Origin of the sequence: Pseudonocardia sp. SID8383, from assembly GCF_009864975.1 — a bacterium.
Taxonomy (GTDB): domain Bacteria; phylum Actinomycetota; class Actinomycetes; order Mycobacteriales; family Pseudonocardiaceae; genus Pseudonocardia; species Pseudonocardia alni.
Map to the genome: position 1 here is coordinate 1 of NZ_WWFY01000781.1, position 26,703 is coordinate 26,703.

The 26,703-nt window shown below is 73.1% G+C and carries 30 protein-coding genes; 20 read left to right on the forward strand and 10 right to left on the reverse strand.

Going from position 1 to position 26,703, the window contains the following annotated elements:
* Positions 1–71: 71 nt before the first annotated feature.
* From GTW08_RS19000 to GTW08_RS19025, 6 genes are all read left to right on the forward strand, one after another.
* Positions 72–293 (forward strand): hypothetical protein, encoded by a 222-nt coding sequence (locus tag GTW08_RS19000; protein ID WP_161152313.1) that lies wholly within the window; start codon positions 72–74, stop codon positions 291–293.
* Positions 294–709: 416 nt separating this feature from the next.
* Entirely contained in the window at positions 710–1,573 is an 864-nt protein-coding gene (gene rpsB / locus GTW08_RS19005; RefSeq protein ID WP_161152314.1) for a 30S ribosomal protein S2, read from the forward strand.
* Positions 1,574–1,667: 94 nt separating this feature from the next.
* Positions 1,668–2,483: a translation elongation factor Ts gene (gene tsf, locus GTW08_RS19010; RefSeq protein ID WP_073578170.1), complete on the forward strand. Its 816-nt coding sequence runs from the start codon at positions 1,668–1,670 to the stop codon at positions 2,481–2,483.
* A 101-nt stretch (positions 2,484–2,584) separates the two neighbouring features.
* Positions 2,585–3,142 (forward strand): ribosome recycling factor, encoded by a 558-nt coding sequence (frr, locus tag GTW08_RS19015; protein WP_020622047.1) that lies wholly within the window; start codon positions 2,585–2,587, stop codon positions 3,140–3,142.
* 71 nt (positions 3,143–3,213) lie between these two features.
* Positions 3,214–4,074, forward strand: a complete 861-nt coding sequence (locus GTW08_RS19020; protein WP_253067152.1) for a phosphatidate cytidylyltransferase — start codon at positions 3,214–3,216, stop codon at positions 4,072–4,074.
* Positions 4,071–4,823: a methyltransferase domain-containing protein gene (locus GTW08_RS19025; RefSeq protein WP_161152315.1), complete on the forward strand. Its 753-nt coding sequence runs from the start codon at positions 4,071–4,073 to the stop codon at positions 4,821–4,823. Before GTW08_RS19020 ends, GTW08_RS19025 begins: the two co-directional genes overlap by 4 nt.
* Positions 4,824–4,845: 22 nt before the next feature.
* Here the strand turns inward: GTW08_RS19025 and GTW08_RS19030 are convergent, their stop codons facing one another.
* On the reverse strand, positions 4,846–5,325 hold the full coding sequence (locus GTW08_RS19030) for a Rieske (2Fe-2S) protein (RefSeq protein WP_161152316.1): 480 nt from the start codon (positions 5,323–5,325) through the stop codon (positions 4,846–4,848).
* Positions 5,326–5,497: 172 nt separating this feature from the next.
* Between GTW08_RS19030 and GTW08_RS19035 the strand changes: the two genes are divergently transcribed.
* Positions 5,498–6,076: a hypothetical protein gene (locus tag GTW08_RS19035; protein ID WP_161152317.1), complete on the forward strand. Its 579-nt coding sequence runs from the start codon at positions 5,498–5,500 to the stop codon at positions 6,074–6,076.
* A gap of 31 nt (positions 6,077–6,107) precedes the next feature.
* Positions 6,108–7,217: a 23S rRNA (adenine(2503)-C(2))-methyltransferase RlmN gene (gene rlmN / locus GTW08_RS19040; RefSeq protein WP_161152318.1), complete on the forward strand. Its 1,110-nt coding sequence runs from the start codon at positions 6,108–6,110 to the stop codon at positions 7,215–7,217.
* Between the two features lie 87 nt (positions 7,218–7,304).
* Here rlmN and ugpC read toward each other — a convergent pair whose 3' ends face one another.
* The 4 genes from ugpC to GTW08_RS19060 form a co-directional block, all read right to left on the reverse strand.
* Positions 7,305–8,429, reverse strand: coding sequence for a sn-glycerol-3-phosphate ABC transporter ATP-binding protein UgpC (gene ugpC, locus GTW08_RS19045; protein ID WP_161152319.1), 1,125 nt, complete (start codon positions 8,427–8,429; stop codon positions 7,305–7,307).
* 30 nt (positions 8,430–8,459) lie between these two features.
* Positions 8,460–9,326, reverse strand: coding sequence for a carbohydrate ABC transporter permease (locus tag GTW08_RS19050; protein ID WP_346009937.1), 867 nt, complete (start codon positions 9,324–9,326; stop codon positions 8,460–8,462).
* Entirely contained in the window at positions 9,323–10,183 is an 861-nt protein-coding gene (locus GTW08_RS19055; RefSeq protein WP_083659123.1) for a carbohydrate ABC transporter permease, read from the reverse strand. Before GTW08_RS19055 ends, GTW08_RS19050 begins: the two co-directional genes overlap by 4 nt.
* Before the next feature lie 74 nt (positions 10,184–10,257).
* Entirely contained in the window at positions 10,258–11,655 is a 1,398-nt protein-coding gene (locus GTW08_RS19060) for an ABC transporter substrate-binding protein (protein WP_346009938.1), read from the reverse strand.
* 159 nt (positions 11,656–11,814) lie between these two features.
* Here GTW08_RS19060 and GTW08_RS19065 point away from each other — a divergent pair, with 159 nt between their 5' ends.
* Positions 11,815–12,807 carry a LacI family DNA-binding transcriptional regulator gene (locus GTW08_RS19065; protein ID WP_346009939.1) on the forward strand — a complete coding sequence of 331 codons (993 nt, stop codon included), beginning with the start codon at positions 11,815–11,817 and terminating at the stop codon, positions 12,805–12,807.
* Positions 12,808–12,865: 58 nt separating this feature from the next.
* On the opposite strand, the gene GTW08_RS19070 is transcribed toward GTW08_RS19065, so the two are convergent.
* Positions 12,866–13,729, reverse strand: a complete 864-nt coding sequence (locus GTW08_RS19070; protein WP_161152322.1) for a type IV toxin-antitoxin system AbiEi family antitoxin domain-containing protein — start codon at positions 13,727–13,729, stop codon at positions 12,866–12,868.
* A 125-nt stretch (positions 13,730–13,854) separates the two neighbouring features.
* Positions 13,855–14,919, reverse strand: a complete 1,065-nt coding sequence (locus GTW08_RS19075) for an ATP-dependent DNA ligase (RefSeq protein WP_073578163.1) — start codon at positions 14,917–14,919, stop codon at positions 13,855–13,857.
* Between the two features lie 89 nt (positions 14,920–15,008).
* Between GTW08_RS19075 and mug the strand changes: the two genes are divergently transcribed.
* Complete coding sequence (gene mug, locus GTW08_RS19080; protein WP_161152323.1) at positions 15,009–15,593, forward strand: G/U mismatch-specific DNA glycosylase; 585 nt, start codon at positions 15,009–15,011, stop codon at positions 15,591–15,593.
* On the opposite strand, the gene GTW08_RS19085 is transcribed toward mug, so the two are convergent.
* The 3 genes from GTW08_RS19085 to GTW08_RS19095 are packed head-to-tail and all read right to left on the reverse strand — an operon-like array spanning position 15,590 to position 17,055.
* Positions 15,590–15,766 (reverse strand): hypothetical protein, encoded by a 177-nt coding sequence (locus tag GTW08_RS19085; RefSeq protein WP_161152324.1) that lies wholly within the window; start codon positions 15,764–15,766, stop codon positions 15,590–15,592. The genes mug and GTW08_RS19085 overlap by 4 nt on opposite strands.
* An 11-nt stretch (positions 15,767–15,777) precedes the next feature.
* Positions 15,778–16,758, reverse strand: coding sequence for a non-homologous end-joining DNA ligase (gene ligD / locus GTW08_RS19090; protein WP_073578161.1), 981 nt, complete (start codon positions 16,756–16,758; stop codon positions 15,778–15,780).
* A 9-nt stretch (positions 16,759–16,767) separates the two neighbouring features.
* Positions 16,768–17,055 (reverse strand): DUF2631 domain-containing protein, encoded by a 288-nt coding sequence (locus GTW08_RS19095; protein ID WP_157818502.1) that lies wholly within the window; start codon positions 17,053–17,055, stop codon positions 16,768–16,770.
* A 73-nt stretch (positions 17,056–17,128) separates the two neighbouring features.
* Between GTW08_RS19095 and dxr the strand changes: the two genes are divergently transcribed.
* From dxr to map, 10 genes are all read left to right on the forward strand, one after another.
* A complete protein-coding gene (gene dxr, locus GTW08_RS19100) occupies positions 17,129–18,274 on the forward strand; it encodes a 1-deoxy-D-xylulose-5-phosphate reductoisomerase (RefSeq protein ID WP_073578159.1) in 1,146 nt (381 codons plus the stop codon).
* Positions 18,271–19,590, forward strand: a complete 1,320-nt coding sequence (locus GTW08_RS19105) for a M50 family metallopeptidase (RefSeq protein ID WP_073578158.1) — start codon at positions 18,271–18,273, stop codon at positions 19,588–19,590. Before dxr ends, GTW08_RS19105 begins: the two co-directional genes overlap by 4 nt.
* Positions 19,587–20,078, forward strand: coding sequence for a hypothetical protein (locus tag GTW08_RS19110; protein ID WP_073578157.1), 492 nt, complete (start codon positions 19,587–19,589; stop codon positions 20,076–20,078). The genes GTW08_RS19105 and GTW08_RS19110 overlap by 4 nt, the downstream gene beginning before the upstream one ends.
* 55 nt (positions 20,079–20,133) lie before the next feature.
* On the forward strand, positions 20,134–21,291 hold the full coding sequence (ispG, locus tag GTW08_RS19115) for a flavodoxin-dependent (E)-4-hydroxy-3-methylbut-2-enyl-diphosphate synthase (protein WP_174565920.1): 1,158 nt from the start codon (positions 20,134–20,136) through the stop codon (positions 21,289–21,291).
* Between the two features lie 45 nt (positions 21,292–21,336).
* Positions 21,337–22,170: a GNAT family N-acetyltransferase gene (locus GTW08_RS19120; protein ID WP_073578155.1), complete on the forward strand. Its 834-nt coding sequence runs from the start codon at positions 21,337–21,339 to the stop codon at positions 22,168–22,170.
* A gap of 101 nt (positions 22,171–22,271) precedes the next feature.
* Positions 22,272–22,982, forward strand: a complete 711-nt coding sequence (locus GTW08_RS33030; protein ID WP_161152325.1) for a type II CAAX prenyl endopeptidase Rce1 family protein — start codon at positions 22,272–22,274, stop codon at positions 22,980–22,982.
* A 39-nt stretch (positions 22,983–23,021) separates the two neighbouring features.
* A complete protein-coding gene (locus GTW08_RS19130) occupies positions 23,022–23,468 on the forward strand; it encodes a MarR family winged helix-turn-helix transcriptional regulator (RefSeq protein WP_073578154.1) in 447 nt (148 codons plus the stop codon).
* Between the two features lie 54 nt (positions 23,469–23,522).
* Entirely contained in the window at positions 23,523–25,355 is a 1,833-nt protein-coding gene (locus GTW08_RS19135; RefSeq protein ID WP_083659089.1) for a penicillin-binding transpeptidase domain-containing protein, read from the forward strand.
* 57 nt (positions 25,356–25,412) lie between these two features.
* The gene (locus GTW08_RS19140; protein ID WP_083659088.1) at positions 25,413–25,796 is read left to right on the forward strand and encodes a DUF3054 domain-containing protein; all 384 of its coding nucleotides are present in this window, start codon (positions 25,413–25,415) and stop codon (positions 25,794–25,796) included.
* Between the two features lie 25 nt (positions 25,797–25,821).
* Complete coding sequence (map, locus tag GTW08_RS19145) at positions 25,822–26,679, forward strand: type I methionyl aminopeptidase (RefSeq protein ID WP_073578284.1); 858 nt, start codon at positions 25,822–25,824, stop codon at positions 26,677–26,679.
* The last annotated feature ends 24 nt before the right edge of the window (positions 26,680–26,703 follow it).

Here is a 26,703-nt window from a genome sequence, read left to right on the forward strand (position 1 = left end):
CCGGGGGCCCGCCCGGAGCGGGCCCGTCGCCGGGCGGAGGCGGGATGCCGTCGGCCCCGGGAGGTGGCTCCGTGGTCGGGACGACGGTCTCCGACGCCGCGACCGCCGACGCCGTGACCGCCGGCGCCGTGACCGCCGGCGCCGTGACCGCCGGCGCCGTGACCACCGCTGAAGGGACCACCGGTGCGGTGACCGCCGCCCCCGGCGGCACGAGCGCCACTCCGGTCACCACCACGGCGAGCAGCACCGCCCCCGCCCGTAGCCCGGTCCGCCATCCCGGCAGGGACGCGTGACACGGGCCCCGGGGCGGGGGAGCGGACGGCGAGGGGAGAGGCACCCGTCCAGCCTGCGGCGACGACCGCTCGTCGCCGGGGTGGACCGTCGTCCTGTGGACGTACCGGCCGGTTGTGGACAACCGCCGCCGGAACCGGGCTCCGCCGCGATCGGCCCGAAAGCCCCGGCGTACACTGGATGCCGCACCACGTCCGTCGTGGTGACTTCGCGCGCCCGCTCGCCCGTCGCGCCGTTCCCCCAGGGTACGGCGTCGGGAGCGGAGGCCGGGCGGTCCTGCCATCTGACGTCGCACGCACGTGCGACCCGGGAGGCGGGTCCGGCTCCGCCGCGGGCGCCAGGGTGGTCCGCCGACCGGTGGGCCCACGAACCGCCTGCGCGGCGTCCGCCGCGCCCGACCGAGAGGTGAACGCAGGCCATGGCCGTCGTCACCATGAAGCAGCTGCTCGACAGCGGCGTGCACTTCGGGCACCAGACCCGTCGCTGGAACCCGAAGATGAAGCGCTACATCCTCACCGAGCGCAACGGCATCTACATCATCGACCTCCAGCAGACGCTGTCGTACATCGACCGCGCCTACGAGTTCGTGCGCGAGACCGTCGCGCACGGTGGGACGATCATGTTCGTCGGCACCAAGAAGCAGGCCCAGGAGGCCATCGCCGAAGAGGCGGCCCGGGTCAACATGCCGTACGTGAACCAGCGCTGGCTGGGTGGCATGCTCACCAACTTCCAGACCGTCCACCGTCGCCTGCAGCGCCTCAAGGAGCTCGAGGCGATGGAGCAGAACGGTGGCTTCGAGGGCCGCTCCAAGCGCGAGATCCTCACGCTGACCCGGGAGAAGGACAAGCTCGAGAAGACCCTCGGCGGTATTCGCGACATGTCCAAGGTCCCGTCCGCCGTCTGGATCGTGGACACCAAGAAGGAGCACATCGCCGTCGGCGAGGCCCGGAAGCTCAAGATCCCGGTCGTCTCCATCCTGGACACCAACTGCGACCCGGACGAGGTCGACTTCCCGATCCCGGGCAACGACGACGCGATCCGCTCGGCCGCGCTGCTGACCAAGGTCATCGCCAAGGCCGCCGCCGACGGACTGGTCTCTCGTGGCCAGCGCCGGGGCGAGGGTGGCGAGGCCGCCACGGAGCAGCCGCTCCCGGAGTGGGAGCAGGACGTCCTGGCGGGCAACGAGGTCGGCTCCGACGGTGCCAGCCTCTCCGCCGCGGGTGGCGACGGTGCGGCGGTCGCGACCGCCCCCGCGTCCACCAGCAACGGCACCCAGAACTGAGTGCGCGCACCCGGCGGGCCCGCACACCGCGGGCCCGCCGGGTGCGACCCGGTGACCCCCTTCCCGTCACGACCCAGAGGACGAGAGACACCCGATGGCGAACTACACCGCCGCCGACGTCAAGCGGCTCCGTGAGCTCACCGGCTCCGGGATGATGGACTGCAAGAAGGCGCTCGAGGAGTCCGACGGCGACTTCGACAAGGCCGTCGAGCTGCTCCGCATCAAGGGCGCGAAGGACGTCGGCAAGCGCGCCGAGCGCGCCACCGCCAACGGCCTGGTCGTCGCCGACGGCGGCACCCTGGTCGAGCTGGACTGCGAGACCGACTTCGTCGCCAAGTCCGACGACTTCATCGCGCTGGCCGAGAAGATCCTGGCCGCCGCGGTCGCCGAGAAGCCGGCCGACCTCGACGCGCTGCGCGAGACCAAGCTCGAGGACGGCACCGTGGGTGAGGCCGTGCAGGCCCTGTCCGCCCGCATCGGCGAGAAGTTCGAGCTGAAGCGCTACGCCCGGGTCGACGGCCAGGCGGCCGTCTACCTGCACAAGCGCGCCACCGACCTGCCCCCGCAGATCGGCGTCCTGCTCGCCTACGAGGGCGGCGACGCCGAGGCCGCCCGCGGCCTCGCGATGCAGGTCGCGGCGGCCCGGCCGGAGTACCTGACCCGCGAGCAGGTCCCCGCCGAGATCGTCGAGAACGAGAAGAAGATCGCGGAGGCGACCGCCCGCGAGGAGGGCAAGCCCGAGCAGGTCCTGCCCCGCATCGTCGAGGGCCGGGTCAACGGCTACTACAAGGACGTCGTGCTCCTGGAGCAGGCCTCCGTCGTCGACCCGAAGAAGTCGGTCAAGGCCGTCGCCGACGAGGCGGGTCTGACCATCAACGACTTCGTGCGCTTCGAGGTCGGCCAGAACTGATCCGTCCCACCCCCGCCCGGGTGGTGCTCCGCGCACCGCCCGGGCGGAGGGTGAGAGGATCGTGACCGCCAGCGAGTACGACCAGGCCGGGGGATGCAACCGTGATCGAGGAAACCCTCTTCGACGTCGAGGAGAAGATGGAGAAGGCCGTCACGGTCGCCCGTGACGATCTGGCGTCGGTGCGAACCGGCCGGGCCACTCCGAACATGTTCTCCCGGATCGTCGTGGACTACTACGGCGCGTGGACCCCGCTGAACCAGCTCGCCTCGGTGTCGATCCCCGAGGCGCGGATGGCGGTCATCAAGCCCTACGACGCCAGCCAGCTCAAGCAGCTCGAGAAGGCGATCGCCGACTCGGACCTCGGGGTCAACCCGTCCAACGACGGTCAGATCATCCGCGTGATCATCCCGCAGCTCTCCGAGGAGCGGCGCCGGGACATGGTCAAGGTCGCCCGCGGCAAGGGCGAGGACGCGCGCGTCGTGCTCCGCGGCCTGCGCCGCAAGGCGATGGACGAGCTGCACCGCATCCAGCGTGACGGTGAGGCCGGCGAGGACGAGGTCGCCCGCGCCGAGAAGGAGCTGCAGGGCGTCACGGACCGCTACGTCGCGCAGATCGACGAGCTGGTCAAGAACAAGGAATCCGAGCTCCTCGAGGTCTGAGCCCGGTGCCCTCCTCCTCCGACGCCGCCGTCCCCGTGACCTCCGACCTCCCCGGTGACGGTCCGGCCGGCGTGCCGGTCGAGCCGAAGCCGGTCCGTGGGCAGAGGGGCTACAAGCGCTCCCGGATCGGGCGCAACCTGGTGGCCGCGATCGCCGTCGGCGTCGGGCTCGGCGTCGTCATCCTGGTGAGCCTGCTGATCGAGCGGCAGGGCTTCGTGCTGGTCCTGGCCGGCGTCACCGCGGTCGGCACCTGGGAACTCGCGGGTGCGCTGCGTCGCGGCGCCGACATCCGGGTGTCGCTGCCCGTCCTGCTGGTCGGCGGCCAGGCCGTCGTCTGGCTGTCCTGGCCGTTCGGCCTGCGGGGCGCCGCGATCGCCCTCGCCGCGACCGTGCTGGGCTGCCTGCTGTGGCGGATGCGCAGCGGCGCCGCCCACTTCGTGCGCGACATCAGCGCGTCGCTGTTCGTGGCCGTCTACGTCCCGCTGCTCGTGGCCTTCGCCGTGCAGTTGACCGTCGCCCCGGACGGCGTGGGCCGGGTCCTCACATTCCTGCTCTGCGTGGTCGCCTCCGACGTCGGCGGGTACGCGGCGGGCGTCGTCGCGGGCCGGCACCCGATGGCCCCCACGATCAGCCCGAAGAAGTCCTGGGAGGGCTTCGCGGGCTCGATGGTCGCCGGCATGCTCGTCGGCTCGCTCTGCGCCGCGCTGCTGCTCGGCACTGCCTGGTACTGGGGCTCGCTCGTCGGGGCGCTGCTGGTCGCCACCGCGACGCTGGGCGACCTCGTCGAGTCGCTGGTGAAGCGCGACATCGGCGTCAAGGACATGGGGCACCTGCTGCCCGGGCACGGCGGTCTGATGGACCGCCTGGACTCGCTGCTGCCGACCGCGTTCGTCGCCTGGGCGATCCTCGGGATCGTCGTCCCGATCGCGTGAAGCGCACCTACCAGGGGTTCGGCGGCCGGCCGAAGCCCGGCCCGGCCATCCCCAGCCCGAACATCTGGAACTGGCCCGAGGTCTACGAGACCGAGAACCGCGCCCAGGACGCCGACGGCGAGCTCTGGGCCGCGCTGTGGGACGGGACCGGCGGCTGGGCGGGGGCCGACGTCGTCGACGTCGGCTGCGGGGACGGCTTCCACCTGCCGCGTTTCGCCGAGCATGCCGCCACCGTCACCGGTGTCGAGCCGCACCCGCCGCTGGTCGAACGGGCACGACGGCGGGTCGCCGGAGACGACCGCATCACCCTGCACACCGCGGGCGCCGAGCGGCTCCCGCTGCCCGACGCCTGCGCGGACCTGGTCCATGCGCGCACCGCGTACTTCTTCGGGCCGGGCTGTGAACCGGGGCTCGCCGAGGCCGAGCGGGTACTGCGCCCGGGCGGGGTGCTCGCCGTCATCGACCTGGATTTCACGGTGCGGCCGTACGGGACGTGGCTGCGTGCCGACCTGCCCCGCTACGACCCGCCCGCGGTCGACCGGTTCTTCGCCGCCCACGGCTTCGCGCTGCGCCGGGTCGTCTCGACCTGGCGGTTCGACACCCGCGCGGACCTGGAGGAGGTTCTGCGCATCGAGTTCTCCGCCCGCACCGCGCGCCGGGCGATCGACGACGTCGCCGACCGCACCGTGCGCGTGGGCTACCGGCTCCACACCCGGCGCCGCGCCGACGGCCTCGTCCTGCCGCCCTGAGCCCGCGGCGCCGGGAGCGGCCTCAGGCCAGGGTGATCGACCCGTCCGCGACGGTGACCTGCCGCGGGTCGAGCGGCCGCTGGGCCGGCCCGTCGACGACGGCGCCGTCGAGGGAGAAGCGGCTGTTGTGACACGGGCAGACGATCTGACCGTCGGTGACCTGGCTGACGGTGCAGCCCTGGTGCGGGCAGATCGCGGACAGCCCGGTGAACGTCCCCTGCTGCGGCTGGGTGACGACGACCTGCGCGTCGGCGTAGATCGCGCCGCCGCCGACCGGCACCGCGGACGCCGGGCCGAGGACGGTGCCGGGGGAGCCCTGCGGGGCGTCCCCGGTCTGGGCCTGCCCGCCGCCTGCGGTGGTGGAACCGCCGCCACCGCAGGCGGCGACCGCGCCGATCGCGGCCACGCCGGCACCGGCGATCATCGCGCGGCGGCCGAGTGCGGGCCCTCCGGCGCGCGGGGCGGGATCGGGCGCGGTGGAGGACGTCGTGGGGAGGGTCATGGCTCTCCTGGGGGAGGCCGGGCGGGGGCCCGGCGGTGTGGTGGTGGCGGCCCGGGGTTCGGGGACCCGGGCACGTGACGAGCCTCCCATGATGTCCGGTTCGAGGTGGGGCGGGTGTGTCGTTCCGCCACACCTGCGCCGTGTCCCGGGCCGCTCTCGCTACCGTGGGTGCATGCCGTACACGATGCGCCAGCCGTCGCTGGGCGTTCCCGTGCCGAGCCTGGAGATCGTCCTGGGCCTGCTGGCCTGGGTGGTCGGTGCGGGCGGTCTCGGGAACGGGTTCGCCACCGTCCTCGTCGCGCTCGGGATCTTCCTGACCGCGTACCTGTGGATCGTGCGCCGGCGCAACGCGGCGATGGCGGTGACCCTGCACCCCGAGCGGAAGCGGCGGATGCAGCGGCTGATCGTGATCGGCGTCGCCGGGGTCGTGCTGCTGCCGTCGCTGCTGTCCCTGGTCGACTACGGCGAGCTGGCCACCGCCCTGTCCGCCGCCCTCGTCGGGGTGCTGCTGATCCAGGCCTCCACCGTGCTGGAGGAGCGCAGCCTCGTCGCGACCGGCGGCCTGGTGCTGCTCCTCGCCGCGTTCGGCGCCTTCCTGGCCCTGACCTACCAGGGGCAGGGGACCGGGTCCGCGGTGCCGGTCACCGGGCTCTGCGCCGGGATCGTGCTGTGGCTCGCGGCCGCGCGCAGGCTCGGGATCCTGGAGGACCTGTCCCGGCGCTACAACGTGCGGATCCCCGGGATCCGCTGACCCGCGGCCGGGCTGGCACACTGGAGGTGCCATGTCCAGCCTCCCGCTCGTCTTCGACGCACCCCGCCGCGGTACTCCGCCCCGCCACCTCGCCGACGTCGACCCGGCCGACCGTGCCGCCGTCGCGCAGGAACTCGGCGTACCGCGGTTCCGCCTCGACCAGTTGGCCCGCCACTGGTTCGGTCGTCTCACCGACGACCTCGACACCATGAGCGACCTCGGCGGTGACGTCCGGGAGAAGCTGCGCCCGCTGCTCCCGCCGCTGGTCACGCCGCTGACCGAGAAGGCCTGCGACGGCGGCGCCACCCGCAAGACGCTGTGGCGCGGCCACGACGGCGTGCTCGCCGAGAGCGTGCTGATGCGCTACCCCGACCGGGCCACGGTCTGCATCTCCAGCCAGGCCGGCTGCGGGATGGCGTGCCCGTTCTGCGCCACCGGCCAGGGCGGCCTGCAGCGCAACCTGTCGACCGCCGAGATCGTCGACCAGGTCCGCCGCGCCGCCGCCCAGGCCCGCGACGGCGTGCTGGACGAGCCGACCCGGCTGTCGAACGTCGTGTTCATGGGGATGGGCGAGCCGCTCGCCAACTACAAGCGGGTCGTCGCCGCCGTCCGCCGGATCACCGAGCCGGCCCCGGACGGGCTGGGCATCTCCGCGCGCGGGGTCACCGTGTCCACCGTCGGGCTCGTCCCGGCGATCGACCGGCTCCGCGAGGAGGGGATCCCGGTCACCCTGGCCATCTCGCTGCACTGCCCGGACGACGAGCTGCGCGACACCCTCGTCCCGGTCAACAACCGGTGGAAGGTGGCCGAGGTCCTCGACGCGGGCCGGCGCTACGCCACCACGACCGGCCGCCGCGTCTCCATCGAGTACGCGCTGATCCGCGACGTGAACGACCAGCCGTGGCGCGCCGACATGCTGGCGAAGGTCCTGCGGCAGCACATCGGCACGTCCCGGGTGCACGTCAACCTCATCCCGCTGAACCCGACGCCGGGCAGCGAGTGGGACGCCTCGCCGAAGCCCGTCGAGGACGAGTTCGTGCGCCGGGTGCGCGCGGCCGGCGTCGCCTGCACCGTCCGCGACACCCGCGGCCAGGAGATCGACGCGGCCTGCGGACAGCTCGCCGCGTCGCATCCGGGCTGACCCGCCCGGCGATCCCCTCGGCAGCTCGCCGCGTCGCGTCCGGGCCGACCCGCCCGGCGACCCCCTCGCGTCGCCGGGCGGACCAGCTCAGAGCCGGTCGCCGCTCTCCGGGTGGAACAGGTGCAGCCCCTCGGCCGACGGCGTCAGTGCGACCCGGTCCCCGCGCCGCGCCCCGGTGCGCCCCGCGGTCCGCACGACGACGGCGTCGTCGCGCGAGCCGGTGAGCGACGCCGTCGCCGACAGGTCGCCGGAGGACTCGGCCAGGGTGCCGTAGAGGTAGGCGTCGGACCCGAGCTCCTCGACGACGTCGACCCGGGCCGGGATGCCCTCGCCGCCGTCGGGGGAGACCGTCCACTGCTCGGGACGGATGCCCAGGGTCACCTCGGTGAGCTGGTGCGCCCCGATCGTCGACCGGACGTCCTGGGGCAGCGCGACCTCCCGCCCGGCGAGGGTCACCCCGCGCTCGGTCACCTTCGCGGTGAACAGGTTCATCGCCGGCGAACCGATGAACCCGGCGACGAACGCGTTCTGCGGCCGGTCGTACAGGTCGGCCGGGCTGGCGAACTGCTGCAGCTTCCCGTCGGCGAGCAGCGCGACGCGGTCGCCCATCGTCATGGCCTCGACCTGGTCGTGGGTGACGTAGACGGTGGTGACGCCCAGACGTCGCTGCAGTGCCGCGATCTCGGTGCGGGTCTGCACCCGCATCTTCGCGTCGAGGTTCGACAGTGGCTCGTCCATCAGGAAGACCCGCGGCTCGCGCACGATCGCCCGGCCCATCGCGACGCGCTGACGCTGGCCGCCGGACAGGGCGCGCGGCTTGCGGGCGAGGTAGTCGGTCAGACCGAGGATCTCGGCGGCCTCCTTGACCTTGACCGCCCGCTCGGCCTTGTCGATCCCGGCCATCTTCAGCGGGAACGCCATGTTCTCCCCGACGGTCTTGTTCGGGTAGAGCGCGTAGTTCTGGAACACCATGGCGATGTCCCGGTCGCGGGAGGCGACCCCGACCATGTTCTCGCCGTCGATCCGGATCGAGCCGCTGTCGATCTCCTCGAGGCCCGCGAGCATCCGCAGCGCCGTCGACTTGCCCGATCCGGACGGCCCGACGAGCACGACGAACTCGCCGTCCTCGATCGTCAGGTCCAGCCGGTCGACGGCCGGCTTGGCTCCGGGGGTGTAGATCCGAGATGCCTGGTCGAACACCACGTCAGCCACGGCGGGCTCCCATCCTGTTCACGAACACGATCACTTGACGGCCCCGAAGGACAGGCCCTGGACCAGCTTGTTCTGGGCGATCCAGCCGGCGATGACGACGGGCAGCGCGGCCACGGTGGCCGCCGCGCAGAGACTGGCGAAGTACAGGCCCTCGGAGGTGATGAACCCGACGAGGTACACGGGCACGGTCGCGGCCCGCGAGGCGGTCAGGTTCACCGCGAAGAAGAACTCGTTCCAGGCGAAGATCATGCAGATCAGCGCGGTGGCGGCCATGCCGGGCGAGATGATCGGCAGCACGACCTCGCGCAGCGAGCGCCAGAGCGACGCCCCGTCCATGCTCGCGGCCTCCAGGAGTTCCTTGGGGACCTCCAGGAAGAACGACCGCATCATCCACACCGCGATCGGCAGGTTCATCGCCGTGTAGAGCACGACGAGCGTCCAGATGTTGTCCAGGGCGCCCAGGTAGTTCACGACGACGTAGATCGGCACGATCGCCGCGACGACCGGCAGCATCTTGGTCGAGATGAAGAAGAACAGCACGTCCTGGGTCTTCTTCACCGGCCGCAGCGACAGCGCGAACGCGGCCGGGGTGCCCAGCAGGAGGACCAGGACCGTCGAGGCGACCGTCGCGAACAGCGAGTTGAGCAGGTAGGGCCCGACCCCGCCGCCGAACACCTCGGCGAAGTTGTCGAACGTGGGGACGAAGAACACCGTCGGCGGGATCGTGACGGCCTGCGCCTCGGTCTTGAAGGCGGTCATTACCATCCACAGCACGGGGAAGAAGAACCCGAGCCCGACGATCCAGGCCAGCACGCTCAGCAGCGGCCCGGCCCCGCGCGAGGCCTTCCGCGGCGTCGTCGCGGGGGTGGAGGTCCGTTCGGCGACTGCGGTCATCACGCCTCCTCGGCGGCGGAGAAGCTGCGGAAGATCAGGCGCAGCGCCAGGGTGGCGACGATGATCGTCGCCACCACGGTGACCACGCCCATCGCGGCGGACTCGCCGATGTCGAAGCCCAGGAACGCCCGCTGGTAGATGTAGAACGGCAGGTTCGCCGACGCCGTACCCGGACCGCCCTGGGTCATCATGTAGATCGTGTCGAACGTGTTGACCAGGTAGATCGCGCCGAGCACGACACCGAGCTCGATGAACCGCTGCAGGTGCGGCAGCGTCACCTCGCGGAACACCGCGAACCCGGTCGCCCCGTCCATCCGTGCGGCCTCGAGGACCTCCTGCGGCTGGGAGCCGAGCCCGGCGAGGATCAGCAGCATCATGAACGGCGTCCACTGCCACACCAGCGCGACGATCACCGCGGCCCGCGGGAAGGTGGACACCCAGTCGGTCTGCCCGGCGCCGAACGGCGAGAGCAGGAAGTTCACCAAGCCGTAGGTGGGGTCGAACAGTACCGACTTCCACAGCAGCGCACCGGCGACCGGGGTGATCAGGAACGGCGTGATGATCAGCGTCCGGACGATGCCGCGGCCGAGGAACGCGCGGTTGAGCAGCAGCGCGATCAGCAGCCCGAGCACCATCGCGATCGCGACCGCGCCCAGGGTGAGCAGGATCGAGTTCAGCGCGACGCCGCGGAACTGCGAGTCGGTGAACACCGTCGCGTAGTTCTCCAGCCCGACGAAGCGCTGGCTGCCGGGGCGCACCAGGTTCCAGGACTGCAGCGAGTACCAGATCGTCACCAGGAACGGCAGCTGCGTGACGATGATCGTGAAGATCAGCGCGGGGAGCAGCGGTGCCCGGCGGATCCAGCCGTCGCGACGCTCCGCGGTCGGTGAGGTCTGCCGTTCCGGTGCCGCCTGCGGTGGTGCCTCTGTGGTCGTCACCGGTCGCCCCCGCTCTGCTGGTAGGACTCGCCGACGGTCTCGGCGTACTGCTGGGCCTGGTCGAGGGCCTCGTCAGCGGTCTGCTGCCCGGCGATGGCCGCGGAGATCTGCTGGCTGACCCGGGTCCCCAGGTCCTGGAACTCGGGGATCCCGACGAACTGCAGCCCGGTGTACGGGACGGGGTCGCGGGTCGGCCGGTCCTGGTTCGCGGCGTTGATCGCCGCGATGGTCTGCGGCGCGTAGGCCTGCGAGGCGGCGACGTACTCGGGGATCTCGTAGGTCGACTGGCGTGCGCCGGGCGGGACGGAGGTCCAGCCGAGTTCCTCGCCGACCATCTTCTGGTACGGCTTCGAGGTCATCCAGGACAGGAACTTCCAGGTCGCCTCGACCTGCTCCGGGCTCTTGTCCGCGGTGGTGCGGGGGATGGCCAGCGCCCACGAGTACAGCCAGCCCGAGGACAGCCCGTCGACGCCGGTGGGTGCCGGGGCGTAGCCGACCTTCCCGACGACGTTGGACTCGTCCGGGTTCTCCAGCAGGCCCGCGGCGACGGTGGCGTCGAACCACATCGCGGTGTTGCCCTGGCTGAACTGGTTGCCGCACTCGGAGAAGCCGGAGCCCGCGGCACCGGCCTGGCCGTCGCGGCGGACCAGGTCGACGTAGAAGTTGACCGCCTTGCGCACCTCGGGTGAGGTCAGCTGGGCGTTCCAGTCCTGGTCGAACCAGCGGCCGCCGTAGGAGTTGATCATCGCGTCGACCGGGGCCATGACCTCTCCCCAGCCGGGCTTGCCGCGCAGGCAGATGCCGCCGCGGCCCTGTTCGCGGTCGGTGAGAAGGTCGGCGAACTGCGCCACCTGGTCCCAGGTCGGCTTCGCGGGCATGGTCAGGCCTGCCTGCTCGAACAGGTCCTTGCGGTACATCAGGAACGCCGACTCGCCGTAGAACGGCACCGAGTACATGTGTCCGTCCGGGCCGGAGAGCGCGCCGCGGATGGTCGGGGTGAAGTCGTCCCGGTCGTAGCCGGGAGTGGCGTCCATCAGCGGGTCGAGGTCGACCAGCCAGCCGTTGCGGGCCCACTGCGGGGTCTCGTAGTTCGAGATCATCACCGCGTCGAACTCGTCGCCGCCGGTGGCGACCGATGCGGTGATCTTGGCGCGGGCCTCGTTCTCCGACAGGCTCACGAAGCGCACGGTGATGCCGGGGTTCTCGGCCTCGAACCGCGGGCTCAGCTCGATCGCGTCCTCCATCTGCGGGTTGGACACGATCGCGATCGTCACGATCCGCGTACCCTCGGGCAGGCCGAACGTGCCGGCACCGGCGCAGCCGGTGAGGGCGAGACCGATGACCGCCAGCAGTGCGGTGAGGACGGCGGGACGCGACCTGGTTCTCGGGCGCACGGACACTCTCCTCGTCGTCGAGGGCTCCGACGGGTGTGCAACGGTGTGGTCCGGGACACGTCCGTCCGGTATGACCGGTGCACGGTATGCGTGGAGCAACCGCTTGCGCAACCGGTTGCCTGTACGCTGTCGCCAACCCGTGACCCGCCTCGGAGGTGCGTGATCGCGACCATGGCCGAGGTCGCCCGGCTCGCCGGGGTCTCCACCGCGACCGTGTCCCACGTCCTGAACGGCACCCGGCCCGTTCGGGAGACCACCCGCGAGCAGGTGCTGGCCGCGATGGCGCAGGTGCACTACACGCCCAACGCCGCCGCACGCTCGCTCGCGACCGCGCGCACCCGGACCGTCGGGCTCGCGCTGTCGGCGATCTCCAACCCGTACCTGGGCGAGCTGCTGCACGCGATCGAGGACGAGTCCGCCGCGGCCGGGCACACCCTGCTGCTCGCCGACCCGCACGACGACCCGGGCTACGAGGCGACGGCCGTCGCGCAGCTCCGTAGCCGGGTGGACGGAGTGCTGTTCGCCCCCTCGGGGGGGTCCACCGCGACCCTGGAGGCGCTCGCCGCGCAGAACGTGCCGACGGTACTGGTCGACCGGATGCTGGACGGGCGGCTGGACGAGGTCGGCTCGGAGAACGTGGAGCCCGTCGCGGGGCTGGTGACCCACCTCGCCGGGGCGGGGCACGACCGGATCGGCTTCGTGATGGGCCTCCCCGGTTTGTCGACGACCGTCGAGCGCCTGGAGGGCTACCGCCTCGGGATGCGCCGGGCCGGCCTCCCGCCAGGACCGGTGGTGGAGGGGCGTTCGGACAGCGAGCCCGCCCGCGTCGCGGTGCGCGAACTGCTGGCCTCGCCCGGACGGCCTGCCGCACTGGTCACGGGCAACAACGCGATGACGATCGGTGCCGTCCAGGCCGCCCACGACCTGGGCCTGCGCATCCCCGGGGACCTCGCGCTGGCCGCGTTCGACGACTTCCCGTGGGCGGATGCGTTCAGCCCGCGCCTCACCGTCGTCGCGCAGCCGTTCGCGGACATCGGGCGCGAGGCGGTCCGGCTGCTGCTGCGCCGCATGGCCGAGCCCGAGGCGCAACGGCGCTCGCTGCGGCTGCCGACGACCTTCGTGCACCGGGAGTCCTGCGGCTGCCGACCATGATCCTTCTCCGCGGAGCGTGCGATACCCCGCAGGGTGCGCCGGGCTCCGCGGAGGAGGATCACCGCAGCGCCGACCGGATCCGGCCCACCGTGTCGCCCGGCCGGTCCCGGACGTCCTGCCAGGTGAACCGCAGCACCGTCCACCCCGCGGCGACCAGGGCGTTCTGCTTGCGCCGGTCGGCCCGGAAGCGGGCCGGGTCCGAGTGGAACGCCCAGCCGTCGATCTCCACCGCGAGCCGCTCCGCCACGAACGCGACGTCCACCCGCCACGGACCGAAGGGCCATCCGAGGACGAACCCGGTGAGCCCCGCCCGTCGCAGGTGCGCGACGAGGCGCCGCTCGGCCCGCGAGTCGGCCCGGTCGGCGGCCTCGACGACGAGCTCGCGGGCCCGAGCCCAGCCGTGGGTGCCGACCCCGCGCTGGAACGCGGCGAGCAGCTCGGGGAAGGGCAGTCCCCGCTGCAGCACCCGGTCCAGGAAGGTGGTGCCGTCGGTGAGGGCGACGGCCGTCTCCAGCGCGGTCAGGGCCGGTGCCGTGACGGCGACACCGCGCCGTTCCGTGCGGTCCGCCGCGTCCAGGGTGCGCCGGCGGACCCGGATCCCGTCCGGTGGTGTGCGCCGCGCGGGCGCGGGCACGGTCACCCCCACGACCGGGAACGCGGTGGTGGGCACCGACATCCGGTGCAGGAACGCCGCTGCGGGCCCGTCGACGACGGCGCCCGGCCCGGCCCACAACGCGGCGGCCACCACCCGTCCCCATGCGGTGGGCCGGTGCGACGACGCCCGATACACCCCCGGTGCGACGATCACCAGGGCGCCGCGGATGACCCGGGCGTGCAGTGCCCTCGCCGAGATCCCGCACGCCAGCGCCTGCCCTCGGGAGAACACCCCGTCCTGGCCGCGCAGCACCGTGTCCAGGTCCATGCGGCGCACCCTGGCCGGGAGCCGCGCGCGCCACGGGCGAACGCGGGGGAGCCGTTCGCAGTCGTGATCCTTCTCCGGGGAGTCCGGGGTCCCCCGCAGGGCGGTGCGGGTTCCACGGAGAAGGATCACCCGCGCCCGGCGAGCACCTCCGCGAGGTCGAAGTTCACCGGGCGCTCCAGCTGCTCGTAGGTGCACGAGGCAGGATCGCGGTCCGGGCGCCACCGCACGAACTGGGTGGTGTGGCGGAACCGTGCGCCCTCCATGTAGTCGTAGCGGACCTCGACCACCCGCTCCGGGCGCAGCGGGACGAAGGACAGGTCCTTGCCGGCGTTCCACCGGCTCGTCTCGGACTTGCGCGGTGTCCGCTCGCCCTCCAGCTGCTTCGCCCAGGCCCACGGGTGGTCGTCGAAGTCGGTGACCAGCGGCTGCAGCTCGGTCATGAGCTCGCGGCGCCGCGCCATCGGGAACGCCCCGACGACCCCGACCGACACCAGTACCCCGCGGGCGTCGTGCAGGCCCAGCAGCAGCGACCCGACGGCGTCCGGGCCGGACTTGTGCACCCGGTAACCGGCGACGACGCAGTCCGCGGTCCGCTCGTGCTTCACCTTGGTCATGACGCGCTTGTCGGGCTGGTAGGTCCCGGCCGGGTCCTTCGCGATGAGCCCGTCGAGCCCGGCGCCCTCGAACTTCTCGAACCAGCGGCGTGCGGTGGCGGTGTCGTCGGTGACGGGGGTGAGGTGTACCGGCGGCGCGACGCCGGCGAACGCCTCCTCCAGCAGCGCGCGGCGCTCGGCGAACGGGCGCGCGGTGAGGTCGTCGTCGCCGAGCGCCAGCAGGTCGAAGGCCACGAACGACGCCGGCGTCTCGGTCGAGAGCAGCGTCACCCGGCTGGCCGCGGGGTGGATCCGCTGCTGGAGCGCCTCGAAGTCCAGTGCGTTCCCGGAGGCGACGACGAGCTCCCCGTCGACGACCGCGCGCGGGGGGAAGTGCGCCTTCACCGCCTCGACGACCTCGGGGAAGTAGCGGGTCATCGGCTTCTCGTTGCGGGAGCCGATCTCCACCTCGTCGCCGTCGCGGAAGACGATCGAGCGGAAGCCGTCCCACTTGGGCTCGTAGAGCCTGCCCTCGGGGATCGACGGGGCGGGCTTGGCCAGCATCGGCTTCACCGGGGGCATCACGGGCAGGTCCACGGCGGACGAGTCTCCTCCCGATCGTCGGCGCGAGCATCCCGGCTCGCCCGTCCGAGGGGGGACCGGCCGGGTGCGCCAGACTGATCGGTGTGGGACGACTGCCCGACCGGGAGGCGCTGGAGCGGGCGCGGGACGCGACGATCGACGACGTCCTGCCCGGGCCCGGCGACCCGCCGCTGCGGGTCCTGTTCTGCGGCATCAACCCGGGTCTGGTGTCGGCGGCGACCGGGCACCACTTCGCCCGCCCCGGCAACCGGTTCTGGCCGGTGCTGCACGGGTCCGGGTTCACCCCGCGCCTGCTGGCACCGGCCGAGCAGGGCGAGCTGGCGCGGCTCGGGCTCGGCATCACGAACATGGCGCCCCGGGCCACCGCGCGGGCCGACGAGCTGTCCGACGACGAGGTCGTCGCCGGTGGGGAGCGGCTGCGCGCGCTGGTCGCGGCGCGGGAGCCGGGCTGGCTGGCCGTCGTCGGGATCGGGGCGTACCGGACCGCGTTCGGGCGGCGCGACGCGGCGGTGGGGGAGCAGCCCGACCGGCTGGGGACGGCCGGGATCTGGGTGCTGCCGAACCCCTCGGGGCTCAACGCGCACTGGTCGCGCGCGGCGATGGTCGCCGAGTTCGCGCGGCTGCGGGCCCGTGCCCGGGAGCAGGGGCCGGGCCAGGTGTACTGCTAGGACTCCGGGGTCGTCGCGCGCAGGAACAGCCCGAGCGCAAGGCCGACGGCGAGGAAGACCAGCAGCCACCACCACGTGCCGGACAGCACCCACACGGCGGAGCCGACGGCGAGACCACCGCCGATCCCGTACCCGAGGCGGTTCAACCTGTCCTTGCGTGGCCCGTCGTCCATGGGCGCCGAGCCTAGCGGCCGTCTCCGTCGAGATCGGGCAGATCGGGCGTCTCCGCACCGTCGCGCTCGTCGCGGTCGGCCCACTCCAGCAGCGGCTCGATGCCGAACTCGGTCTCGTCGATGCCGGCGTGCAGGTCGCCCAGCTCGGCGTAGCGGGCCGGGACGGTGGCGATCGTGAAGTCCCGGGGCTCGCAGTCGTCGATCTCGTCCCAGGCCACCGGGGCCGACACCCGCGCATCGGGGGTGCCGCGCACCGAGTAGGCGCAGGCGATCGTGTGGTCGCGGGCGTTCTGGTTGTAGTCGACGAAGACCGTCGACGGGTCGCGGTCCTTGCGCCACCAGGACAGGTCGACGCGGTCGCAGCGACGCTCCACCTCGCGGGCGAACGCGTGCGCGGCGCGGCGGACGTCGGCGAACCCGTGGTCCGGCGGGATGCGCACGTAGACGTGCAGTCCGGAGCCGCCGGAGGTCTTCGGGAACCCGGTCGCGCCCAGCTCGTCGAGCACCTCGTGCACCACGCCGGCGACGCGGCGGACATCGGCCCAGGACGCGTCGGGCATCGGGTCCAGGTCGATGCGCCACTCGTCGGGGGACTCGACGTCGGCGGCGCGGGAGTTCCAGGGGTGGAACTCGACGGTGGACATCTGCACCGCCCAGACGACGTCGGCCGGGTGGGCGACGCACAGCTCGTCGGCGGTGCGGTTGTACCGCGGGAAGGTCACGCGGACGGTGCGGACCCAGCCGGGGGCGCCGCGCGGCAGCCGTTTCTGGTGCACCTTCTCCCCGGTGACACCGGTGGGGAAGCGGTGCAACATGCACGGCCGGTCGCGCAGCGCGCGGACGACGCCGTCGCCGACGGCGGTGTAGTACGCGGCGAGGTCCCGCTTGGTCTCGCCCCGCTCCGGGAAGTAGACGCGGTCGGGGCTGGACAGCCGCACGACGCGGTCGCCGATCGTCAGCTCGACCGGCTCACCCGCACCGCGCGCGGCCACCCGACGGGGTCAGAGCCGGCGACGCCGCTGGTAGACCGGGAGCGCGACCGCACCGATCAGGCAGACGACGGCGGGCACGGCCGAGAACAGGAACTCGGTCCAGCTGGTCGGGTGGCCGATCGTGAACAGCAGCAGCGCGATGCCGGCGACGGCGGCCGCGATCGGCAGACCCTTGGAGAAGTTCTGGTGCCAGCCCCAGTCGACCGAGGGCTCGTCGGCCGGGTCGACCCCGGACGCGACCGCGATCTCGCGGGTCTTGCTGGTCGTTGCGCTGTGCGCCACTGCCTTGCTGGCCACCGTGTGTCCTCCTGCTCCGGCTCCGTGCGGGGTCATCGTCGCACAGCTCGCGGGCCGAGGATGATGTGCGGTGATGAAGTCACTCGTCGTGTTGGGCAGCACCGGGTCGATCGGCACCCAGGCCCTGGACGTGATCACCCGCGCCGGCGGGTTCACGGTGTCCGGGCTGGCCGCGGGCGGATCGGACGTGGACCTGCTGGTGTCCCAGGTCCGCACGCACCGCGTCGGGCGGGTCGCAGTCGCGTCCGCCGCGGCGGCGGTGCGGCTGCGGGAGGAGCTGCCCGGCGTCGAGGTGCTCGACGGCCCGGACGCCGCGACCGAGCTGGTCACCGCCTGCGGCGCCGACATCGTCCTGAACGGCATCACCGGCTCCCGCGGCCTCGGCCCGACCCTGGCCGCGCTCGCCACCGGTGCCCGGCTCGCGCTGGCGAACAAGGAGTCGCTGGTCGCGGGCGGCCCGCTGGTGTCCGCGGCGGCCGCGCCGGGGCAGATCGTGCCCGTGGACTCCGAGCACTCCGCGCTCGCGCAGTGCCTGCGCGGTGGACGGGAGTCCGAGGTCGACCGGCTGGTCCTCACCGCCTCGGGCGGCCCGTTCCGCGGCCGGTCGCGCGCGTCGCTGCGGGACGTGACCGTCGAGCAGGCACTGAAGCACCCGACCTGGGACATGGGCCCGGTCATCACGATCAACTCGGCGACGCTGGTGAACAAGGGCCTCGAGGTGATCGAGGCGCACCTGCTGTTCGGGGTGCCCTACGACCGCATCGACGTCACCGTGCACCCGCAGTCGATCGTGCACTCGATGGTCACCTTCACCGATGGCTCGACGATCGCCCAGGCGTCGCCGCCGGACATGCGGCTGCCCATCGCGCTGGCGCTCGGCTGGCCGGACCGCATCGCCGGCGCCTCGGCGCCGTGCCGCTGGGACACCGCGCAGAGCTGGACCTTCGAACCCCTCGACGACGACGCGTTCCCCGGCGTGCGGCTGGCCCGCGCCGCCGGGACCACGGGCGGCTGCCTGCCCGCGGTGCTCAACGCGGCCAACGAGGAGCTCGTCGAGGCGTTCGTCGCCGGGGCGATCGGCTACACCGACGTCACCGACCTCCTCGGCGGGGTGCTGGAGGCGGCCGACGCCTGGACGGGTGACCCGGCTACCGTGGACGACGTGCTGGCTGCCGAGACCTGGGCCCGCGCCCACGCGCGCGAGAAGGCGGGAACGTGACCATCGTCTGGACGGTCGTCGGTATCGCGATCTTCTTCCTCGGGCTGCTGCTGTCGATCGCCTGGCACGAGCTCGGGCACTTCACCACGGCCCGCTGGTTCGGGATCAAGGTCCCGGAGTTCATGGTCGGCTTCGGTCGCACCCTGTGGTCGGTCCGCCGCGGCGAGACCGAGTACGGCATCAAGATGATCCCGCTGGGCGGCTATGTCCGGATGATCGGGATGCTGCCCCCCGCGAAGGGCGGGACGCTGGGCCGCAGCCGTCGCACCGGTCCCTTCCAGGGGCTGATGGACGACGCGCGGCGCCAGTCGCAGGCCGACGTGCTCCCGCAGGACGCGGACCGGCAGTTCTGGACCCGGTCGCCGTGGAAGCGGATCATCGTCATGTTCGCCGGGCCGTTCATGAACCTGATCCTGGCGATCGCGCTGTTCTTCGTGACGTTCATGGGCGTCGGCATGGTCGCGCCGACCACCCAGATCGCCGCGCTCGAGGAGTGCGTGCTCCCGGCAGTGGCGGTGCAGGGCCAGGCCCCGGAGAAGTGCCCGACCGGGGCGCCGCTGGCGCCCGCGCTGGCCGCGGGTGTCCAGCCCGACGACCGCATCGTCGAGGTCGGCGGGCAGCAGTTCGGGCCGGACGACGGCATGGCGGTGCAGGACGCGATCCGCGCGTCGTCGGGGCCGACCCCGATCGTTGTGGAGCGCGGCGACCGGCGGATCCCGCTGACCGTGGACGTCATCCCCAACACCCTGCCGGACCGGAACTCCTCGGACCCGCAGGCCACCGTGACCGCGGGCTACCTGGGGGTCCTGCTCAACACCAGCTACCAGCCGCTGACAGCGGGGGAGACCGTCGCGCAGATCGGCGACGGGGTGGCCCGCACCGCAGAGGCCGTCGTCGCGATCCCGGCGCGTATCCCGGCGCTGTTCGGCGCCGCGTTCCTCGGCGAGGAGCGCGGGCAGGACAGCCCGATGGGCGTCGTCGGCGTCTCCCGGATCGGCGGCGAGATCCTCGCTCAGCAGGACGTGCCCTGGCAGCAGGACGTGGCGTTGTTCCTGAACATGCTCGCCGCGGTGAACCTGTCGCTGTTCCTGCTCAACCTGCTCCCGGTCCCGCCGCTGGACGGCGGCCAGATCGTCCCGGCGATCTGGGAGGCGATCAAGCGCAACACAGCGAAGCTGCTCGGACGCCCCGACCCCGGGCCGGTCGACGCGGCCAAGCTCCTGCCCGTCGCCTACGTCTTCGTGATCGTCTTCCTGGGGTTCTCGGTCATGGTCGCGATCGCCGACATCGTCAACCCGGTGCGGCTGTTCGGGTGAGCGCAGCACCCGAGGGCGCACGCCCGCTGGCGGTCTTCGACATCGACGGCGTCCTCGCCGACGTCTCGCACCGGCTGCACTACCTCGACGTGCACCGGTGGGAGAAGTTCTTCGCCGCCGCGCACGCCGACCCGCTGCTCGACGAGGGCGCGGACCGGCTGCGCGCGGCCCAGGACGAGCACGACGTCGTCTACCTGACCGGCCGCCCCGAGCGGAACCGCAGGCTGACCGAGACCTGGCTGAGGGGCTTCGGCCTGCCGACCGGGCCGCTGTTCATGCGCCCCGACGACGACCACCGCCCCGCCCGCTACGTCAAGCGCGAGGTCCTGCGGCTGCTCGCCCGCGAGCGGGAGATCGCGATGATCCTCGACGACGACCCCGCCGTCGTGCGGGTGCTGACCGAGGACGGCTGGCCGGTGGAGCTGGCGACCTGGCTGCCGCACAGCTCGACGCTGCAGGACGCGCAGGAGAACCAGGGCCGCACGTAGTGCCCCTGCTCACCGGGTACGGCGGGTCCTGCGGCGCGGTGGGATAGTGGAGGTCGTGAGCGTCTCCCTGGGTATGCCGTCCGCGCCCGCGCCGACCCTGGCCCCGCGCCGCAGGACGCGGCAGCTGCAGGTCGGCCCGGTCGGTGTCGGATCCGACCACCCGATCTCCGTCCAGTCCATGACGACCACCCTGACCTCCGACGTCAACGCGACCCTCCAGCAGATCGCCGAGCTGACCGCGGCCGGCTGCGACATCGTGCGCGTCGCCTGCCCGTCCGCCGACGACGCCGAGGCCCTGCCCGCGATCGCGCAGAAGTCGCAGATCCCGGTGATCGCCGACATCCACTTCCAGCCCAAGTACGTGTTCGCCGCGATCGAGGCCGGCTGTGCCGCGGTGCGGGTGAACCCGGGCAACATCCGCAAGTTCGACGACCAGGTCAAGGAGATCGCGCAGGCCGCGAAGGACCACGGCACGCCGATCCGGATCGGCGTCAACGCGGGCTCGCTCGACAAGCGCCTGATGGAGAAGTACGGCAAGGCGACGCCCGAGGCGCTCGCCGAGTCGGCCATGTGGGAGGCGGGCCTGTTCGCCGAGCACGACTTCCACGACATCAAGATCTCGGTCAAACACAACGACCCGGTCGTCATGGTGCGGGCCTACGAGCTGCTCGCCGAGCAGTGCGACTACCCGCTGCACCTGGGCGTCACCGAGGCCGGGCCCGCGTTCCAGGGCACGATCAAGTCGGCCGTGGCGTTCGGGGCGCTGCTGCGCCAGGGCATCGGCGACACCATCCGGGTCTCGCTGTCCGCGCCGCCGGTCGAGGAGATCAAGGTCGGCCAGCAGATCCTGGAGTCGCTGAACCTGCGCCCCCGCAAGCTGGAGATCGTGTCCTGCCCGTCCTGCGGTCGGGCCCAGGTCGACGTCTACACCCTCGCCGACGAGGTCACCGCCGGGCTGACCGGCATGGAGGTCCCGCTGCGCGTGGCCGTCATGGGCTGCGTCGTCAACGGTCCCGGCGAGGCCCGCGAGGCCGACCTCGGCGTCGCCTCCGGCAACGGCAAGGGCCAGATCTTCGTCAAGGGCGAGGTCATCAAGACCGTCCCCGAGCACAAGATCGTGGAGACGCTGATCGAGGAGGCCATGCGGCTCGCCGAGGAGATGGGCGAGAGCGTGGACGGTGTGACGGGTGAACCGCAGGTGACCGTCGGCTGAGCGAGTGCCGGTACCGGACGGGCGTCGGCGTGGCATCATGAACCCGTGCTGAGGGTGGCCGGAGCACGGCTTCTCGACGATCGTCACCGCTCCGGGGTGCACGACGTGCTCGACGCCGACCCGGTCGCCGCGTGCATGGTCGCCTCCCGTATCGAGGCGGTCGGCCTCGACCCGTGGCGGCTGGGTGGTGAGCTGTGGTCCCACGGGGCCCCGGCGGACGGTCTGTGCTTCTCCGGGGCGAACCTGGTGCCGTTGCGCGGTGACCGGGCGGCGCTGCGTGCCTTCGCCGACCGGGCCCGCCGGGCCGGACGGGTGTGCTCGTCGCTGGTGGGGCGGGCCGAACTCGTCCTGCCGCTGTGGGAGGACCTCGCACCGGGCTGGGGCCCGGCCCGCGAGGTCCGGCCCGACCAGCCGCTGATGACCCTCGAACGGCCGCCGATGATCGCGCCCGACGCCCGGGTGCGTCCGGTCCGGATCTCCGAACTCGACCGCTACCTGCCGGCCGCCGTCGCGATGTTCACCGAGGAGGTCGGCGTCGACCCCCGCGAGGGCGACGGCGGGGCGGGCTACCGGGCCCGGGTCGCCGAGCTGATCACGTCCGGGCGGGCGTTCGCCCGGTTCCACGACGGTGAGGTCGTGTTCAAGGCCGAGATCGGCGCCCTGTCGCGCACCGTCGGCCAGATCCAGGGGGTCTGGGTGGACCCGGCCTGGCGCGGGCACGGGCTCGGCACGGCCGGGACGTCGGCGGTCGCGGTCGCGCTCGCCGGGATGGGCCGCCGCGCCAGCCTGTACGTCAACGCCTTCAACGCACCGGCCCGGTCCGCGTACCAGCGGGTCGGGTTCGTGCAGGTCGCACGGTTCGCCACCGTCCTGTTCTGAGCACGATCGGGTCGCGGTGCTTGACCGTGCCGCAACGGCACGGTGTCGACTCGGCCGTGGCTGCGGACATCCGCCGCGCCACCACGAGCAGGGAGGTCGTCGTGTCCCGTTCCAGCTCCGCGTCGCCGGTCGTCACCGGGACCGGTCCGCGCCCGGGGTGGGTGGAGGTCGTCGTCGGCCTGGTCGTGCTGGCCGCCGTCGCCTACGGGGGCGGACCGCTGGTGCTGCGGACCCTCGACCCCGGTCCGCTCGCCGGGGGCCTGTTCCTCGCGGCGCTGTCGGGGATCGCGGGCATCGCCGGGTTCGCCGCGGCCGTCGCGGTCCGGCGTCGCCCGCTGCCGGAGTTCGGCGTGCGGGCGACGACCGTGCGCTGGCTGCTGCTCGGCGCCGCCGGGGCGGTGCTGGCGTTCGTCGTCAGCCGGCTGCTGGTGGTCGGGATGGTCGCGCTCGGGATCGAGCCGGAGAACATCCAGGGCGCCTACGCCGACGCGGGCAGCGGCGGGGCCTGGTCGGTGGCGCTGTCGCTGCTGTTCCTCGCGGTGCTGACACCGCTGGGGGAGGAGCTGCTGTTCCGCGGGGTGGTCACCTCGGCGCTGCTGCGCTACGGCGCCGTCGTCGGTGTGCTGGGCAGCGCCGTGGTGTTCGCGCTGGCGCACGGGCTGAATGTGGTGTTCCTGACGGCGCTGGTCGTCGGGCTGGTCGCGGGTGAGCTGCGACGACGCAGCGGCTCGGTGTGGCCGGGGGTGGTCACGCACCTGGTGCACAACGCCATGGGCCAGGTCGTCGCGCTGGCGTTCGCCGGGGTGCTGTGAGCGACGGGCAGATACCAGGCGCCTGATAGCGTCCGGTCCGTGCCCGACGAGGACGTGCCGCTCTGGGAGCTCATCCGGACGGCCCACGTCGTCGCCCGGGGATTCCACCGGGTATTCGCCCGGGCCGGCCTGACCGCGACCGGCTTCGGCGTGCTCGCCGAGCTCGCCGACCGCGAACGGACGGGCGGGCCGCCGCCGTCGCAGGCCGAGCTCGCCCGGATCGTCCTGCTGCGCCCGCAGAGCGTGGGGGAGCTGGTCACCGACCTCGTCGCCCGCGGCCTCGTCCGCCGCGACGGGCCTGGCGGCCGTGGCCGGCGGGCCGGTCTGGAGCTCACCGACGACGGCCGTGCCGCGCTGGAGCGGGCCCGGCCGCTGGTGCAGGGTTTCTCCGCACCGGAGGCGATCGGCCTCGACGCGGGCCGGACCGCGGAGCTGACCGCGATGCTGCGCACCGTGCGGGAGACGCTGGCCGCGGCGGAGGACTGACGGGGCGCCCGGACACCCGGGGCCCTCACACCGGGCGCGGCATACTCGCTGATCGTGATCGCCACCCTGCGGAAGCGCCCCCTGGTCCTGGCCGCCGCGATCGTCGTGCTCGTCGCGGTGGGTGTCGTGGTGGCGCTGCTGCGCCCCTGGGGAGGTGCCGGGACGACCGCCGAGCGGTATGTCACGGCCTGGGCCGCGGGGGACGCGCCGGGCGCGGCCGTCTACACCACGGACGCGGAGACGGCGGGCGCCTACCTGCAGAAGTCCCGCGACGATCTCGCCCCGGCCGGCATGACCGCCCGGGTGACCGGCACCCGCACCGACGGCGACCGCGCGACGTCGACGGTGGAGGTCGCCTGGGACCTGGGGCAGGGCCGGGCCTGGAACTACACCCTGGACCTGCCGCTCGTCGCCGCCGACGACGCCGCGGGCAACGACACCGGCTGGGCGGTCGACTGGTCGCCCGCCGCGTTCGCGCCGGGGCTCATCGACGGCCAGCGCCCGGTGACCCGCACCGTGACCGCCGCCCCGGCGCCCGTCCTCGACGCCGGCGGGGCCACGCTGCTCGCGCCCACCCCGGTCGTCACCGTCACCCTGGACAAGGCGCAGGTCGGGCAGGCCGCGGGTGGGCTCGGCTCCGCACTGGGCACGATCGACCCCGCGATCACGGCGTCGAGCATCACCGCGGGCGCGAACGCCGTGCCGGACGGGCAGGCCTACACCGTCGTCGTGCTGCGGGAGCCCGACTACCAGCGGGTCCGCGACCGGATCTACGACCTGCCCGGCGTCCGGTTCGTGTCCTCGACGCGCCTGCTGCCGCCCGACCAGGGCTTCGCGGGGCAGCTGATGCAGGGCGCCCGCGCCGACATCGAGAAGGCCGCCGGCGGGACGCCCGGCTGGTCGGTCGACGTCGTCGGCGCCCGCGGCGAGACCGTCCGCTCGGTGGCCGGGCAGCCCGCTGGGCCGGGGAAGCCGGTCACCCTGGAGCTGGACCGCACCGTGCAGGACGCGGCGCAGGCCGCCGTCGACGCCGACTCCAGGCAGGCCATGATCGTCGCGATCCGGCCGTCCACCGGGGCGGTGCTCGCGGTGGCGCAGAACGCGGCCGCCGACCGCGACGGCGCGCTGGCCCTGACCGGCCGCTACCCGCCCGGCTCCACCTTCAAGATCGTCACCGCGTACGGGGCGATGCCGGCGGAGAACCTCACCCCGCAGTCCCCGGTCGAGTGCCCCGGCACCACCGTCATCGACGGGCGCACCATCCCCAACGAGGACTCCTTCGTACTCGGCACCGTGCCGCTGACCGAGGCGTTCGCGCAGTCCTGCAACACCACGTTCTCCCGGCTCGCCCTCGGCCTGCCCCCCGGCGGCCTCCCGGACGCCGGGAAGGCGCTCGGCTTCGGCGCGGACTGGAAGATCCCCGGGATGACGACGATCACCGGCACCGTCTCACCCGCCACCGACGACCTGCAGCGGGCCAGCGACGGCTTCGGCCAGGGCGACGTCCTCGCCTCCCCGTTCGGCATGGCGCTGGTGTCGGCGACGGTCCAGGACGGCGCGCCCGTCACGCCGTCGCTGATCCGCGGGGCGACGACCGAGGCCGCCGTCGCGCCGGGCACCCCGGACCGCGCGGTGCTCGACCAGCTGCGCCCGATGATGCGGGCCGTCGTCACCTCCGGGACGGCGCGGGCCGCCGCCGGGCAGGGCGAGGTGTACGGCAAGACCGGCACCGCCGAGTACGCGGGCCCCGACGGCGGCAACCGCTCGCACGGCTGGTTCACCGGCTACCGCGGTGACCTGGCCTTCGCCACCCTCATCGTCGACGGCGGGTCGTCCGGGCCCGCGGTGCAGATGACGGCGCGCTTCCTGGCGGGCGTCCCGCGCTGAGCGACCGGCCGGGCGGCGGCGGGACGGCGTGGCGCCGGGCGCCCTACCCTGGTCGTCGTGCACCCCAGCCGGATCCCCGCCCTGGCGTTCGTGGCCGACCTCGTCGCCGTCGTGGTGTTCGCCGCCCTCGGGAGGCTGAGCCACGCCGAGGCCGACAGCGTGCTCGGCCTGCTCGGCACCGCGCTGCCGTTCGCGCTGGGGGTCGCGGTGGCCCGGGCGACGCCGTGGGTGCGGTCGGCGCCGGCGTCGCTGCGCGCCGGGGCGGTCGTGCTCGCCGGGGCCGTGGTCGTCGGGCTCGTGCTGCGGCTGGGGTTCCTGGGGCGGCTGCCGCTGTCGTTCGCCGTCGTCGCGACGATCTCGCTGGCGGTGCTGCTGCTGGGCTGGCGGGGGATCTCCGCCGCCGTCGCGCGGATGCGGGCCCCGCGCACCCCGACCCGCTGAGGGCCCCGGACGTACGATGGGGGTCATGTCGACCCGCACGCTGCTCGTCCCCGGTACGCCGACCCCAAGCCGCGAGGTGCCGTCGCACATCCCGCGTCCGGAGTACGTCGGCAAGCCGGCCCCGGCACGCAGCCGCCGCGGCGACATCCAGACGCCCGAGACGATCGAGCTGATGCGCCACGCCGGGAAGATCGCGGCCCAGGCGCTGCAGCTCGCGGGGGAGACCGTCCGCCCCGGCATCACCACCGACGAGATCGACCGCGTGGTCCACGAGTTCCTCGTCGACCACGACGCGTACCCCTCGACGCTGGGCTACCGCGGCTTCCCCAAGTCCTGCTGCACCAGCCTCAACGAGGTCATCTGCCACGGCATCCCGGACACGACCGTGATCGACGACGGCGACGTGCTCAACGTCGACGTCACCGCGTTCGTCGGCGGGGTGCACGGCGACACCAACGCGACCTTCCTCGCCGGTGACGTGTCGGAGGAGGCGCGGCTGCTCGTCGAACGCACCCGCGAGGCCACGATGCGCGCCATCAAGGCCGTCCGCCCCGGGCGTGAGCTGAACGTCGTCGGCCGGGTCATCGAGTCCTACGCCAAGCGCTTCGGCTACGGCGTGGTCCGCGACTTCACCGGCCACGGCATCGCCCACGAGTTCCACTCCGGGCTGGTCGTGCTGCACTACGACCAGCCCGACGTGCACACCGTCCTCGAGCCGGGGATGACCTTCACCATCGAGCCGATGATCACCCTCGGCGGTATCGACTACGACACCTGGGACGACGACTGGACGGTCGTCACCAAGGACAAGTCGTGGGTCGCGCAGTTCGAGCACACCATCGTGGTGACCGACGACGGCGCGGAGATCCTGACCCTGCCCTGAGGCGGGTCCGCCCGGCGTGGGAGG